The following is a 13,719-nucleotide window of genomic DNA, read 5'->3' on the forward strand; positions in this document are numbered from 1 at the left end:
CTGAAAAACGGCTCATTTATTTTTTCAGAATCAAAAGATCGCAGCCTTCGGCAGCTCCTACAGAAAAAATGCATTCCAAATGTAGGAGCCGCCGAAGGCTGCGATCTAAACCCGCGCTTCGACGCTCACCCAATAACGGGTAAAGCGCTTCACTTGCACCGGCAGACTGATCTGCAGCAGGTCGAGAATCCGCTCGCTGTCATCCAGCGGATACGTCCCGGAAATCAGCAAATCGGCAACCTGACTGTCGCACCGCAGCTGCCCGCGCCGGTAGCGGCCAAGCTCTTCGAGGAAATCGCCGAGGCGCATATGGGCGGCGACCAGCATGCCGTCGGTCCAGGCGCCGCTGTTGGCGTCCAGCGGTTTAGCCTCGCTGACCGAGCTGGCAGTAAAACTCAACTGCCGCGCGACCGGCAGCAGCAGGGGCGCACGCTGGTTGGCAATAAGTTCGACTCTTCCTTCAAACAGCGCGATCTGCGTGCGATCGGCAAACTGCCGCACATTGAGGCGCGCACCTTGGCTTTTCAGCACGCCGTGTGCCGTACGTATTTCGAACGGATTCGCAGCGCTCAACAGCATTTCGCCTTCAAGCAGACGAATCAACCGCTGCGCACCATCAACATCAACCGAGCTGGCGGTATTGAGCTGCAACGAATCGGCACCGCCCAAGGCAATCTTGCGTCGCTGGCCGACCGGCGTGCGGTAGTCGGCGAGCAGCGACGGCAACGGAGTGTGCTCGCGCATGCCCCAGGTCGCCGCTGAGCCTGCACCGAGAATCAGCAGCATTTTCAGCGCCTGACGACGGCTGCCAGACTTCGGTCCGTTCAACGCGGCGTGGGCCAACGGCGACGACACGCCGCGCAAGCGCTGGTTGACCCGTTGCATGTGTTCCCACGCTCGGCGATGTTCGCTGTGCGCATCCAGCCAGTGTTGCCAGGCCTGCTGCTGGCGCGGGGTCAGGGTGCCCTGCTGCATTTCCAGCAACCAGTGCACCGCCTGTTCGGCGACTTGCGCGGAGAAATCCGGCGTGCGATTCACAGGGCGAAATAGCAGCGCATGGCCGCTTTGTTCAAATGGCGTTTGACCGTGGCCACCGAGATGCCCAGTTCTGCGGCGATCTGTGGATAAGTCAGACCGTCGACCTGCGCGAGCAGAAAGGCACGTTTGACCTGGCGCGGCAAACCGTCGAGCAGCTCATCGAGTTCGACCAGCGTCTGCAGGATGATCGCTTTGTGCTCTTCCGACGGCGCGACCATTTCCGGCATCTGCGCCAGCGTCTCGAGGTAGGCGCGTTCCAGATCCTGCCGCCGGTAATGGTTGAACAGTACGCGCTTGGCCAGCGTAGTGAGAAAGGCGCGCGGTTCGATGATCACCGGTGGCTCGCGGGCGGTGAGCACCTTGATGAACGTGTCCTGGGCCAGATCCGCTGCGCTGTCCGGGCAGCCGAGCTTGCGCCGCAACCAGCCGGTGAGCCAGCTGTGATGAGCGTGGTAGAGCGATTCGACGGGATGGGCGGGCGGCAACGAAATGACTCCGGACGCAAAACTTGCGTAGAGAACGTGCATTAGAGAACAAGAACGGTTCGCATTGTAGAGGCTGGCGACAGTGTCCGGCAATCAGATGCTTTTGCGTATGAGAATATTTATCATTAATATTGCTCGCCTGTAGATTCGGCTTGTCGGCCGGACGTTTTTCGTTTCAGGGTCGAAACATGAAAGGCAAACACGCCACCCTTCCCATGTCCTATCGTCTGGCCGTCACTTCGCGAGTGCTGGCGGCGGTTTTCGGCGGCTATCTGGTCGCGGCGCTGGCCAGTGTCACCCTGACGTTGTGGCTGCCGCTGAACCGCGCCGAAGCGGTGGTCACTGGCATGACCGTGTCCTTTCTGGTCTATCTGGTCGCGGTGCTCTGGTGCTTTGCCTGCCGCAGCGCGTGGTCGGCGTGGGTCGGCCTGTTGGTGCCGAGCGTGATTCTCGCCACCGTTTCTGGCGCCGCACGCGGACTGGGGCTGGCATGAAAGAGGGTTTGCGTCAGTCGATGGCCTGGCTGCACACCTGGGCCGGGCTGGTGTTCGGCTGGTTGCTGTTCGCGATTTTTCTCACGGGAACGCTGGCTTACTTCAAAGACGAAATCAGCCACTGGATGCAGCCGGAAATCGCTGCACATTCGCTTGATAGCGAAGCGAGCCTGGCGCTGGCGCAAGATTATCTGCAACAACACGCCGCCGGCGCCTCGCGCTGGCTGATCGATTTGCCCGATGCCCGCGACCCCGGTCTGACGGTGCGCTGGCAACAGGCGCCGGGCAAACCCGGCGAGCGCGGCCGCTTCGAATCCCGAACTCTCGACGCTCAGACCGGGGCCGAGGTGCAGGGCCGCGAAAGCATGGGCGGCGAGTTCTTTTACCGTTTCCACTTCCAGTTGCAGATGCCTTACCCGTGGGGGCGCTGGCTGGCGACCCTCGCCGCGATGGTGATGTTCGTTGCGTTGATCAGCGGCATCATCACCCACAAGAAAATCTTCAAGGACTTCTTCACCTTCCGCCCGCGCAAGGGCCAGCGTTCCTGGCTCGACGGGCATAACGCCGTGGGCGTGCTGGTGCTGCCGTTTCACTTGATGATCACCTACAGCAGCCTGGTGATTTTTATGTCGATGGTCATGCCGGCGAGCATCGTCGCCTCTTACGGCAGCGACGTGCGCAAGTTCTACGACGAAGTCTTTCCCGCCTCGAAGACCCCCGAGCGCGCCGATATCGCCGCGCCGCTGACCGCCATGGCGCCGCTACTGGCCAAGGTCAGCGAGCAGTGGTCGGGCGGCCATACCGCGCGCCTGTCGGTGAGCAACCCGGGCGATGCCAGCGCCACGGTAGTGCTGTCCCGCGCGGGCGATCGGGTGGTGCATGATTTCGGCCGGGCGGTGACCTTCAACGGCGTCACCGGGCAGCTTCTGAGCAGCACCCCCGATCAACCCATAGCGATGGCGGTGGGTGGCGCGTTCTACGGTTTGCACATGGGCCATTTCGCCGGGCCGCTGTTGCGCTGGCTGTATTTCATTTGCGGACTGGCCGGCACGGCGATGATTGGCACCGGGCTGGTGATCTGGCTCGGCAAGCGGCAGCTCAAGCACATGAAAAGCGCGGCGCTGCCGTTCGAATTGCGCCTGGTCGAGGTGCTGAATATCGCCAGCATGGCCGGCCTGGTATCGGCGGTGGCGGTGTTCTTTCTGGCCAATCGACTGCTGCCGGTGAGTCTGGCGGGGCGGGCCGATTGGGAAGTAAATGCGTTTTTTATCGCGTGGGGGCTTAGCCTGTTGCACGCGGTATTGCGTCCGGGACGCAAGGCCTGGATCGAACAGCTGACGCTCGGCGCTGCGCTGTTTATCGCGGTGCCGCTGATCAATGCGCTGACCACACCGTGGAATCTTGGCGCGACCCTGATGCAGCGCGACTGGGCACTGGCCGGATTTGATCTGACGTGTCTGACGACGGGGCTTTTCCTCGGCTGGGCTGCGCGCAAGATGCAGCGTACGGGCGACCGCGTCAGCGTTCGCAAAGCAAGTTCTTCGCCTCGGTCGATCACTGTCGAACAGGGTGCCAACTGATGCTGCTGGCCCTGTTGCTTACCTACGCCGGCTTCACCGCGTTGTGCCTGTCGATGCCACGTCATCACGCCGAATTGCTCGGCGCCAAACCGTCGACGCGCCGCCGTCAGGGTCTGGCGCTGGCGGGATGGTTGTTGCTGGCGCTTTCGCTGTGGGCGGCGGTGGCGGCCAATGGCTGGAGTTTCGGTCTGGTCGACTGGTTCGCGGTGCTGATGCTCAGCGCTTTGGCATTGGTGCTGTTGCTGCCGTATCGCCCGCGTCTGGCCATGGCTCTGGCCGGGTTGAGCCTGCTGGCGAGCCCGGTCGCCGCATGGGCGCAGTGCTGAAGTGCTGATCGGTCTGCCGCCGGAATCGCGTGACGATGAAGCGCGTGGCGCGCGTGCGCATTTTCTTCAGGTGTTTCTGTCCCAGCGTGCGCAAATGGAAGCACTGGTGAACCGCCGCGTCGGTTGTCGGGCGACGGCGGCGGATCTGGTCCAGGATCTGTTTTTGCGCTTCTGGCGGCGGCCGCTGGTGCAGGTCGAAGAACTCAGCACCTATCTGCTGCGCTGCGCCGGCAACATCGCCATCGATCATTTGCGCAGCGAAGGCACGCGCACGCGGGTCAACGAAGGCTGGCAGCCGGACGAACCCGACAGCCATGGCAGCGAACCCCAGGCCGCGCTGGAAGCGGGCAACGATCTGCGCCATGTCGAAGCCGCGTTGCGCGCCTTGCCCGAGCGTACCCGGCAGATCTTTCTGCTCAATCGCATTCACGGGCGCAAGTACGCCGACATCGCCAAGGCCATGGGCCTGTCCCAAAGTGCCGTGGAAAAACATATGATGCGCGCCCTCGAGGCCTGCAAGGCCAGCCTGCGCGACCCCGCGCCACGCCTGCCAGGGAAAGCACCGTGAAGCCATCCGATCCGATCACACCGACGCCGGCCCAGGAGCAGGCCGCGCTGGCCTGGCTGAGCCTGTTGCACGACCGCCCGAGCACTGGCGATCAACTCACCTTCAGCCAATGGCTGCGCGCCGATCCGGCCCATGCCGAAGCGTATGCGCAGGCGCAGGTGATCTGGGAACTCAGCGAAAGCCCCGCGCGCACGCTGGCCGATGAAGATGCGTTCGCGCTGCAAGGTTATCTGCAGGCGATGCACGCCCCGCGTCGTTCGCCGATGTTGCGTTGGTCTGGAGCGCTGGCGCTGGCCGCGTGTCTGCTGCTGATGGTCAGCCTCGGCACCGGGTGGCAGGCGCAGCGCTGGCTCGACGATCTGCGCGCTGATCATGTCTCGGCACCTGGGGAAATCCGCACGGTGACTCTGGCCGATCAGTCGCAAGTGACACTGGATGCCGACAGTGCGATTGCTGTGGATTTCAGTCATGGCCAGCGCCGCGTGAAATTGATCAGAGGTGCTGCTTTCTTCAGCGTCACCCACCCCGGCGACCCTTTTGTGGTGGCGGCGGAGCAGGGCGAGGCGCGGGTGCTCGGCACCCAGTTCGAAGTACGTCGGCAACCTCACGGCGCACAAGTGACGGTATTGTCCGGGCGTGTCGCGGTGACGGCAGACGAGCATGCCCAACAGCAGATTCTCACGGCCGGCCAGCAAGTTGCCTACGCCGACGGCACTGCGGAAAAACTGCATCCCGTGGACAGTGAAGCGCAACTGGCCTGGCGTCAGGGTTGGCTGACCTACTACAAGACCACGCTGGCCGATGTCGTCGAGGATCTGCGCCGCTATTACCCGGGGCGGATTGTGCTGCTCAACGATGAGCTGGCGGCGCGCAAGGTCAGCGGCAGCTTTCCGAGCAAGGATCCGCAAGCGGTGCTCAATGCGCTGCAAGGGGTACTGGGATTTGAGCAGCATCGGGTGATGGGACAGTTGATTATTTTGCGCTGAGGCTGCCGGCCTCTTCGCGAGCAGGCTCGCTCCCACAGGGTACGCATTTCAAAGGTGGGAGCGAGCCTGCTCGCGAAGGCGTCAGCCCAGGCAACAAATCCCCCGCAAAATATTTTCAAATTAAAGGTGAGGTAACCCCGAGCCCCATCCGTGTAGTGACTGAAACTGCGAGCCATTCGCATCCGTTGCGGTTCTACACAGGTCATTGAGCAATGAAGTCCAGGGCAAAATCCGGTTCGGTCAAACAGTGGTTGGGCATGTCGGCGTTGAGTTTTTCCGCGTTGGCATTGCTGCCGATGAGTATCGCGCTGGCGGCAGAAGCGGTGAGCAATCAGGCGCAACAGCAATTCAATTTTGCCCTCGCCGCGAAACCGTTGCCGCAAGCCCTGAGCGACTTCAGCCGCGTGACCGGGCAGAGCGTGGTCTACACCGACGAAGCGCCGTACGGCCTCAATGCTCCGGCAGTCAATGGCCAGATGAGCGCCGAACAGGCGCTGCAACGCCTGCTCGGCGATTCCGGCCTGAGTTTTCGCCGCACCGACAGTCATACCCTGGCGCTGGAGCCGATGCCGACCGAAGGCGCGCTTAATCTCGGCGCCACCACCATCACGTCCACGCGCGACGAATCGATGAGCTATCAGCCGCCGGAAACCAGTTCGGTGATGCGCTCATCGGCGTCGCTGCAAGAAATTCCACAGACGGTCAATGTCATCCCGGCGCAGGTCATTCGCGATCAGGCGCCGCGCAATCTCGATGACGCGCTGGCCAATGTCAGCGGCATCACCCAGGGCAACACCTTGGGCAGTACGCAGGACTCGGTGATGACTCGCGGTTTCGGTGACAATCGCAACGGCTCAATTATGCGCGACGGCATGCCGCTGGTGCAGGGCCGTGGCATGAACGCGACCGTGGATCGCGTCGAAGTGCTCAAAGGCCCGGCCTCGTTGCTCTATGGGATTCAGGACCCGGGTGGCGTGGTCAATCTGGTCAGCAAGAAGCCGGAACTGACCCAGTACAACGCCGTGACCATGCGCGGTTCGAGCTACGGTGACGGCAAGAACGGCAGCGGTGGCGCCTTTGACAGCACCGGTGCGCTGGGCGATTCCGGCTTCGCCTATCGCATGGTCGTCGATCACGAAGACGAAGATTACTGGCGCAACTTCGGCACCCACCGCGAGACGCTGATCGCACCGTCGCTGGCCTGGTACGGCGAGCGCACCAAGCTGTTGTTCGCCTACGAGCACCGCGAGTTTCTCACCCCCTTCGACCGTGGCACGCTGATCGATCCGCGCACCAACCATCCGCTGGATATCTCGCGCAAGCAGCGTCTCGATGAGCCGTTCAACGACATGGAAGGGCGCTCGGATCTGTACCATTTCGAAGCCGACCACGAACTCAACGACGACTGGAAAGCCCACTTCGGCTACAGCTGGAACCGCGAAACCTACGATGCCAGCCAAGTGCGCGTGACTGCGATCGACACCAACAAAGGCACACTGACCCGCAGCATGGACGGCACCCAGAATGCGATCAGCACCGATCGTTTCACCACCGCCAGCCTCGAAGGCAAGGTGAATGTACTGGGCATGCAGCATGATCTGGTGTTCGGCGTCGATGACGAGTACCGCAAGATCTACCGCGAAGATCTGATCCGGCAGAAAAGCCTGAGCACCTTCAGCTATCTCAATCCGGTATATGGTCGCGAAGTGATGGGCACTACGGTGAGTGCGCCCGACAGCGCGCAGACCGATAAGCTGCGTAGCGATTCGCTGTTCCTGCAGGATTCGATTCACCTCAACGAGCAGTGGATTCTGGTCGCTGGTGGACGTTTTCAGGAGTACGACCAGTACGCCGGCAAAGGCGTGCCGTTCAAGGCCAATACCGACAGCAATGGGCAGAAGTGGGTGCCGCGCGCCGGTCTTGTGTATCGCTACACCGACGCCTTGTCGTTCTACGGCAGCTACACCGAATCCTTCAAACCCAACTCGACCATCGCCCCGCTGAGCGGCAGCAGCACCGTGCTCGACGGCAGCATCGCGCCGGAAGAAGCCAAGTCGTGGGAGCTGGGTGCGCGGCTGGATATGCCGGGCAGCATCACCGGCAATATCGCGTTGTTCGACATCAAGAAACGCAACGTACTGGTGGCCAACTCCGAAGGTCCGACGACGATCTACAGCGCCGCTGGCGAGGTGCGTTCACGCGGGCTGGAAGTCGACCTGAGCGGGCAACTCAGCGAGCACTGGAACCTCATCGGCAGCTATGCCTACACCGATGCCGAAGTCACCGAAGACCCGGAATACAAAGGCAAGCGCCTGCAAAACGTAGCGAAGAATTCCGGCTCGCTGTCGGCGGTGTATGACTTCGGCAATGTGTTTGGCGGCGATCAGTTGCGTGTCGGGGCGGGCGCGCGGTACGTCGGCGAGCGTGCCGGCAACGCGGTGAATGATTTTGACCTGCCGAGCTATACCGTGGCGGATGCGTTTGCCACTTACGACACCACGGTTGAGGGGCAGAAGGTCAAGTTTCAGTTGAACGTGAAGAACCTGTTCGACCGCACTTATTACACCTCTTCGGCGAGCCGCTTCTTTGTGTCGATGGGGGATTCGCGGCAGGTTTCGCTTTCCAGCACGCTGGAGTTTTGAGGCAAGATCAAAAGCCCCTCACCCTAGCCCTCTCCCGGAGGGAGAGGGGACTGACCGTGGGATATTCCAGAGGTACACCGACTTGAACGTGTTGCTTTGAATCCATAATCGATTCGGTGTTTCAGGTCGACGTACAGTGCAAGACAACTCGGTCAGCCCCCTCTCCCTCTGGGAGAGGGGGCTGACCGTGGGATATTCCAGAGGTACACCGACTTGAATGTGTTGCTTTGAATCCATAATCGATTCGGTGTTTCAGGTCGACGTACAGTGCAAGACAACTCGGTCGGCCCCCTCTCCCTCTGGGAGAGGGGGCTGACCGTGGGATATTCCAGAGGTACACCGACTTGAATGTGTTGCTTTGAATCCATAATCGATTCGGTGTTTCAGGTCGACGTACAGTGCAAGACAACTCGGTCGGCCCCCTCTCCCTCTGGGAGAGGGCTGGGGTGAGGGGAAAAGGGCTCAACGCAAAAACGCCTGCCGATACTCGCCCGGCGTCCCACCCAAAACCTGCCTGAACCGATTAGTAAAATGGCTCGCACTGGCAAACCCGCACGCCAGCGCAATCTCCCCCAATGGCAGCGCCGTGCCGCGCAACAATTCCCGCGCCCGGCTCAAGCGCCGCGCCAGCACATATTGATGCGGCGGCAGGCCGAAGCTCAGGCGAAACATCCGCGCAAAGTGATATTCCGACAGTGCACACAGCCCGGCCAGTTGCCCGAGGCTGATCGGCTCGGCCAACTGGTTGTCGATGAACTCCACCAGTTGTCGGCGCTGATGCGGTGCCAGCCCGCCCTTCAGGCGCAAGCCCTGTCGCGCACCGACCTGGCTGAGCAAGGTGTGGCTGATCAATTCATGGGCGAGGCTGCTGGTCAGCAAGCGCTCGGCCGGCTCTTGCCAGTTCAGGTTCAGCAACTGCCGAAAGCGCTGCGCCTGCTGCGGATCTTCGAGAAAGGTCTGCTCGCGTAATTGCATCTCGCGCGGTTCGCGATCGAGCAACGTGACGCAACCGAGGGCGAATTGTTCGGCGCTGAAATACAGGTGCGCCAAGCGGATGTCGCCATTGATCACCCAGCCCGATTCGTGATCGGCTGGCAGGATGCACAGCTTGTCCGGCCCGCCCTTGCGGCCCGGCTGGCCACGACGGAATGTGCCGGTGCCGCCGGCGACGTAGCACGAAAGCGTGTGATGACTTGGCGCTTCATATTCCTGGGCATCGTGGTGGTTGGTCCACAAAGCCGCAGACATGCCGTCACCGAGCTCGGCGCTGTGCACAAGGCGTGCATTCGGCGAGCGGTTGAGGGCTTGAAAGACTTGCAGGGTATCGATAGCGGCCATGTTCGGTTCTCTCCAACGCCTTGCATCCTACTCCGTAGACGCCGCCCTGCCAGCCTGCCGCCAGACAAAAGCGCAAGATTGTGCAAGCGTCGAAGGCTGCCCGAGGCAGACACTCAAGGCCTGTTTAAGGAGTGTTGGCCATGAACCTGTCGTTGTACTTGCTGACCGTACTGATCTGGGGCACCACCTGGATTGCCTTGAAATGGCAATTGGGCGTGGTTGAAATCCCGGTGTCGATTGTCTATCGCTTCGGCCTGGCTGCGCTGGTGTTGTTTGCCCTCTTGCTGCTCAGCCGGCGTCTGCAACCGATGAACCGCCGTGGGCATTTGATTTGTGTGGCTCAAGGGTTATGTCTGTTCTGCGTGAACTTCATGTGTTTTCTGACCGCCAGTCAGTGGATTCCCAGCGGTCTGGTGGCGGTGGTGTTTTCTACGGCGACGTTGTGGAACGCGCTGAATGCGCGGGTGTTTTTCGGCCAGCGCATTGCGCGCAATGTGTTGATGGGCGGTGCGCTGGGGCTGTTCGGTCTGGGGCTGTTGTTCTGGCCGGAACTGGCCGGGCATCAGGCCAGTCCGCAAACCCTGCTCGGCCTTGGATTGGCGTTATGCGGCACCTTGTGTTTTTCCGCCGGCAATATGCTGTCGAGTCTGCAACAGAAAGCGGGATTGCGACCGCTGACCACCAACGCCTGGGGCATGGCCTACGGCGCGGCGATGCTGACGGTGTGGTGTCTGTTCAACGGCATCCCCTTCACCATGGACTGGTCGCCGCGTTACGTCGGGGCACTGTTGTATCTGGTGATCCCCGGCTCGGTGATCGGCTTCACCGCGTACCTGACGCTGGTCGGGCGCATGGGCCCGGAGCGGGCGGCTTACTGCACGGTGCTGTTCCCGGTGGTGGCCCTGAACGTGTCGGCGTTTGCCGAAGGTTATCAATGGACCGCACCGGCGCTGGTCGGGCTGGTGTTGGTGATGTTGGGCAACGTGCTGGTGTTTCGTAAACCGAAAGTGCTGTTGTCTGCGGCTCAAGGGAAGTTGGCTTGATAAAACGAGCGCTGATACTCAGCGCTCAACTTTTAAAGTGATGTAGATCATTACCGGGAAGATGAAGTCGACAATATGCCTTGCCCAGTCCTTGGCATTCCAGGATTGCGAAGTGTCCATGTCGAACCATTCGACACCTACAGTTTGCAGGCACACGTAATAAATGAAGATGGCGACCAATATACCCATGATCGAAAACTTCTTGGCTTCATGGAATGCCGCTGGCGATGCATCGATGTAGCGATACAACTGGTAAGTACCGATCAGGCAAAGCACGGTATAGGTGACTTCCATGGTGATGATGAACCAGTAGATCCGGTGATGGATCATCGGCGAATCAATGGCCCGATACATGATGTTTTCGCTGGCGTTGGTGGTGTCCATGCTCAGGATATGTGCAACGTAAGTGTAGTTGGACTCATAGTCAGTGAAGTTATGGATCATCACCAGCAGGCCAAAGAAACTTATATAAGCCATCAAGATGACTTTGCTGTAACGAATGAGTTTGTCGGTGGTCAGGGTGTTCACGAGGTTGGCTCTCCATGGCAATTAATCAATAAGTTGATAAGTTGCGAGAGCTTATATTGCTGTTACTTGGTCTGGCGTTTTTGTTCGGTTGCAAGTTATGTAAGGTGAAGGCCGGCGTAATGTTGCGCCGGCCCTTTTTTCAGCCGCGCCAGACTTGCGGGTTGACCAGATCCTGCGGCCGTTCACCGAGCAGGGCGCTGCGCAGATTGGCCAGGGCGCGGTTGGCCATGGCTTCGCGGGTCTCGGTGGTGGCCGAGCCGATGTGCGGCAGGGTCACGGCGTTTTTCAACTGGAACAGCGGCGATTCGGCCAGCGGTTCTTTTTCGTAGACGTCCAGCCCGGCGCCGCGGATGCGGTTGTTTTGCAGGGCTTCGATCAGTGCCGGTTCGTCGACGACCGGGCCGCGCGAGATGTTGACCAGGATAGCGCTCGGCTTCATCAGCGCCAGTTCGCGATGGCTGATCAGGTGGCGGGTCTTGTCGCTCAACGGCACTACCAGGCAGACGAAATCGGCTTCGGCCAGCAGCTCATCCAAGCTGCGGAACTGCGCGCCGAGTTCCTCTTCCAGTTCGGTCTTGCGGCTGTTACCGCTGTAGATGATCGGCATGTTGAAGCCGAAGCGCCCGCGCCGGGCGACAGCGGCGCCGATGTTGCCCATGCCGACGATGCCGAGGGTCTTGCCGTGCACATCACTACCAAACAGCGGGGCGCCGACGCTGGCCTGCCATAGCCCGGCCTTGGTCCAGGCGTCGAGTTCGGCGACGCGGCGGGCGCTGCTCATGATCAGGGCGAAGGCGAGGTCGGCGGTGCTTTCGGTGAGCACGTCGGGCGTGTTGGTGAGCATGATCCCGCGTTCGTTGAAGTAGTCGAGGTCGTAGTTGTCGTAGCCGACCGAGACGCTCGAGACCACTTCGAGTTTTGTTGCGCTTTGCAGTTGTGCGCGGCCGAGTTTGCGGCCGACGCCGATGAGGCCGTGGGCGTGGGGCAGGGCTTCGTTGAACTGGGCGTTGATATCACCGGTCTTGGGGTTGGGGACGATGACGTCGAATTCTTCTTGCAGGCGTTCGATCATGGGCGGGGTGATGCGGCTGAAGGCCAGGACTGTTTTTTTCATTGGGCTTGGGCTCGTCGGGGCTTGATTGCAAGCACGCTAACATTTTCTCGCTCGGGTTGTCTTGGCGGCCTCTGGGCCGGCCATGCCTTGGGTTTGTCTGGTGTGAATATCCGAAGGTTTCGGTGCGGCGGCTGGCGGTTTCGCCTGACGGCGACTTACTTTTTTACAAGCGCCTAAAAAAGTAAGCAAAAAACGCTAGCTCCTGCGTTCGGCCCTCGCAGGCTCGGGTTCCTTCGCTGCGGGATCGATCCGGGCGCAGCGGCTCCGGTTTGCTTCGCTGCACCTACACTCGCTGTGTACGACTGCGTCGTACGGTCGCTGCGCTCCCACTCCCGGATCAATCCCTCCGCTCAGCCTTCCGACGTCGCCGGTGGATCAAGATCAAAAGCAGTACTCGAGCTTGCGCTCATTGTTGAGTGGGGCGGCTGCGCCGCGGGCAGCTGCGCTGCTTTGCCTTTGCTTTTGTGGGAGCGAGCCTGCTCGCGAAGGCGGCCTGACAGTCGACCTGTTTCTCGCTGATGTACTCGATTCAAACTGTGGGAGCTGGCTTGCCAGCGAAGGCGGCCTGACAGCCGACCTGTTTCTCGCTGATGTACTCGATTCAAACTGTGGGAGCGAGCCTGCTCGCGAAAGCGTCTCCACTGCCAACCCATCTCTGCCAGGTTCACCCCGTCCCTGTGGGAGCTGGCTTGCCAGCGAAGGCGGCCTGACAGCCGACCTGTTTCTCGCTGATGTACTCGATTCAAACTGTGGGAGCGAGCCTGCTCGCGAAAGCGTCTCCACAGCCAACCTCTCTCTGCCAGATTCACCCTGTCCCTGTGGGAGCTGGCTTGCCAGCGAAGGCGGCCTGACAGCCGACTCATATCTTGCTGATGTATACGATCCAGAATTGTGGGAGCGAGCCTGCTCGCGAAGGCGTCTCCACTGCCAACCCATCCCTGCCAGATTCACCCCGTCCCTGTGGGAGCTGGCTTGCCAGCGAAAGCGGCCTGACAGCCGACCTGTTTCTCACTGGTGCACGCATTCCAACTGTGGGAGCGAGCCTGCTCGCGAAAGCGGTTTATCTGACACCTCGAATGTTGAATGTGCCGAAGCCCTCGCGGTCGGGCTCGCTCCCGGGAGGTCAGTTGCGTGACGGGAGCTGATGGATTTCGTAGTTATCCAGCACGCGGTTCACCGCCAGTTCCGCCAGCATGATCACCTGCTGGATGGCCAATATCGTGTGCCGTTGTGGGCTGTCGACGTGGGCGGCGATGTCGCTGCTCATGATGCTGGCCGAGGCGAGGGATTCGCAGGCGTGGGCCAGCAGGCTTTCGTTGTCCTGGTCCGGGGCGACTTGGAACATGGTGCTGGGTTTGTGGTTTTGCTGCGCGCTGGCGGACGGTTTGAGGTAGTGATCCAGCGCACGCTCGGCGGCGTCGTGGAGTTTCGTTGAGTCGGGGGATTGGTAGGGTGAGGTGCTTGCGGATTCGGGGGGATTGGGTGTGGGTTTGAACATGGTGAAACTCCATTCTGGAAGTGGAGTTCGCCACTGACTGCGACCAAGCAATCGGGTGGCGAACCGTACGCGGGTTGGT

At 60.9% G+C, this 13,719-nt stretch carries 13 protein-coding genes; 7 read left to right on the plus strand and 6 right to left on the minus strand.

Going from position 1 to position 13,719, the window contains the following annotated elements:
• Positions 1 to 105: 105 nt before the first annotated feature.
• On the minus strand, positions 106 to 1,038 hold the full coding sequence (locus ACZ9BE_RS02295) for a DUF4880 domain-containing protein (protein ID WP_476248863.1): 933 nt from the start codon (positions 1,036 to 1,038) through the stop codon (positions 106 to 108).
• A complete protein-coding gene (locus tag ACZ9BE_RS02300) occupies positions 1,035 to 1,565 on the minus strand; it encodes a sigma-70 family RNA polymerase sigma factor (protein WP_476248864.1) in 531 nt (176 codons plus the stop codon). The genes ACZ9BE_RS02295 and ACZ9BE_RS02300 overlap by 4 nt, the downstream gene beginning before the upstream one ends.
• A gap of 146 nt (positions 1,566 to 1,711) precedes the next feature.
• Between ACZ9BE_RS02300 and ACZ9BE_RS02305 the strand changes: the two genes are divergently transcribed.
• The 6 genes from ACZ9BE_RS02305 (at position 1,712) to ACZ9BE_RS02330 (ending at position 8,119) form a co-directional block, all read left to right on the plus strand.
• On the plus strand, positions 1,712 to 2,017 hold the full coding sequence (locus ACZ9BE_RS02305) for a DUF3649 domain-containing protein (protein WP_095180406.1): 306 nt from the start codon (positions 1,712 to 1,714) through the stop codon (positions 2,015 to 2,017).
• Positions 2,014 to 3,597 (plus strand): PepSY-associated TM helix domain-containing protein, encoded by a 1,584-nt coding sequence (locus ACZ9BE_RS02310; RefSeq protein WP_476248865.1) that lies wholly within the window; start codon positions 2,014 to 2,016, stop codon positions 3,595 to 3,597. Before ACZ9BE_RS02305 ends, ACZ9BE_RS02310 begins: the two co-directional genes overlap by 4 nt.
• Positions 3,597 to 3,923, plus strand: coding sequence for a DUF3325 domain-containing protein (locus tag ACZ9BE_RS02315; protein WP_122750894.1), 327 nt, complete (start codon positions 3,597 to 3,599; stop codon positions 3,921 to 3,923). The genes ACZ9BE_RS02310 and ACZ9BE_RS02315 overlap by 1 nt, the downstream gene beginning before the upstream one ends.
• A gap of 1 nt (position 3,924) precedes the next feature.
• Complete coding sequence (locus ACZ9BE_RS02320) at positions 3,925 to 4,491, plus strand: RNA polymerase sigma factor (protein WP_071174434.1); 567 nt, start codon at positions 3,925 to 3,927, stop codon at positions 4,489 to 4,491.
• Complete coding sequence (locus tag ACZ9BE_RS02325) at positions 4,488 to 5,477, plus strand: FecR family protein (protein ID WP_476248866.1); 990 nt, start codon at positions 4,488 to 4,490, stop codon at positions 5,475 to 5,477. Before ACZ9BE_RS02320 ends, ACZ9BE_RS02325 begins: the two co-directional genes overlap by 4 nt.
• 212 nt (positions 5,478 to 5,689) lie before the next feature.
• A complete protein-coding gene (locus tag ACZ9BE_RS02330; RefSeq protein WP_476248867.1) occupies positions 5,690 to 8,119 on the plus strand; it encodes a TonB-dependent siderophore receptor in 2,430 nt (809 codons plus the stop codon).
• A 462-nt stretch (positions 8,120 to 8,581) separates the two neighbouring features.
• Here ACZ9BE_RS02330 and ACZ9BE_RS02335 read toward each other — a convergent pair whose 3' ends face one another.
• Positions 8,582 to 9,457: a helix-turn-helix domain-containing protein gene (locus ACZ9BE_RS02335; RefSeq protein WP_071174437.1), complete on the minus strand. Its 876-nt coding sequence runs from the start codon at positions 9,455 to 9,457 to the stop codon at positions 8,582 to 8,584.
• A 140-nt stretch (positions 9,458 to 9,597) separates the two neighbouring features.
• Here ACZ9BE_RS02335 and ACZ9BE_RS02340 point away from each other — a divergent pair, with 140 nt between their 5' ends.
• Positions 9,598 to 10,500 (plus strand): DMT family transporter, encoded by a 903-nt coding sequence (locus tag ACZ9BE_RS02340; protein ID WP_150636173.1) that lies wholly within the window; start codon positions 9,598 to 9,600, stop codon positions 10,498 to 10,500.
• Positions 10,501 to 10,518: 18 nt separating this feature from the next.
• Here the strand turns inward: ACZ9BE_RS02340 and ACZ9BE_RS02345 are convergent, their stop codons facing one another.
• The 3 genes from ACZ9BE_RS02345 to ACZ9BE_RS02355 all read right to left on the minus strand — a co-directional run bounded on the left by ACZ9BE_RS02345 (position 10,519) and on the right by ACZ9BE_RS02355 (position 13,640).
• The gene (locus ACZ9BE_RS02345) at positions 10,519 to 11,028 is read right to left on the minus strand and encodes a DUF2165 domain-containing protein (protein WP_073473697.1); all 510 of its coding nucleotides are present in this window, start codon (positions 11,026 to 11,028) and stop codon (positions 10,519 to 10,521) included.
• A 139-nt stretch (positions 11,029 to 11,167) separates the two neighbouring features.
• Positions 11,168 to 12,142 (minus strand): 2-hydroxyacid dehydrogenase, encoded by a 975-nt coding sequence (locus tag ACZ9BE_RS02350; protein ID WP_150636175.1) that lies wholly within the window; start codon positions 12,140 to 12,142, stop codon positions 11,168 to 11,170.
• A 1,123-nt stretch (positions 12,143 to 13,265) separates the two neighbouring features.
• A complete protein-coding gene (locus ACZ9BE_RS02355; RefSeq protein ID WP_476248868.1) occupies positions 13,266 to 13,640 on the minus strand; it encodes a DUF6124 family protein in 375 nt (124 codons plus the stop codon).
• Positions 13,641 to 13,719: the final 79 nt, after the last annotated feature.

It is taken from the genome of Pseudomonas sp. TE9122, assembly GCF_056278925.1.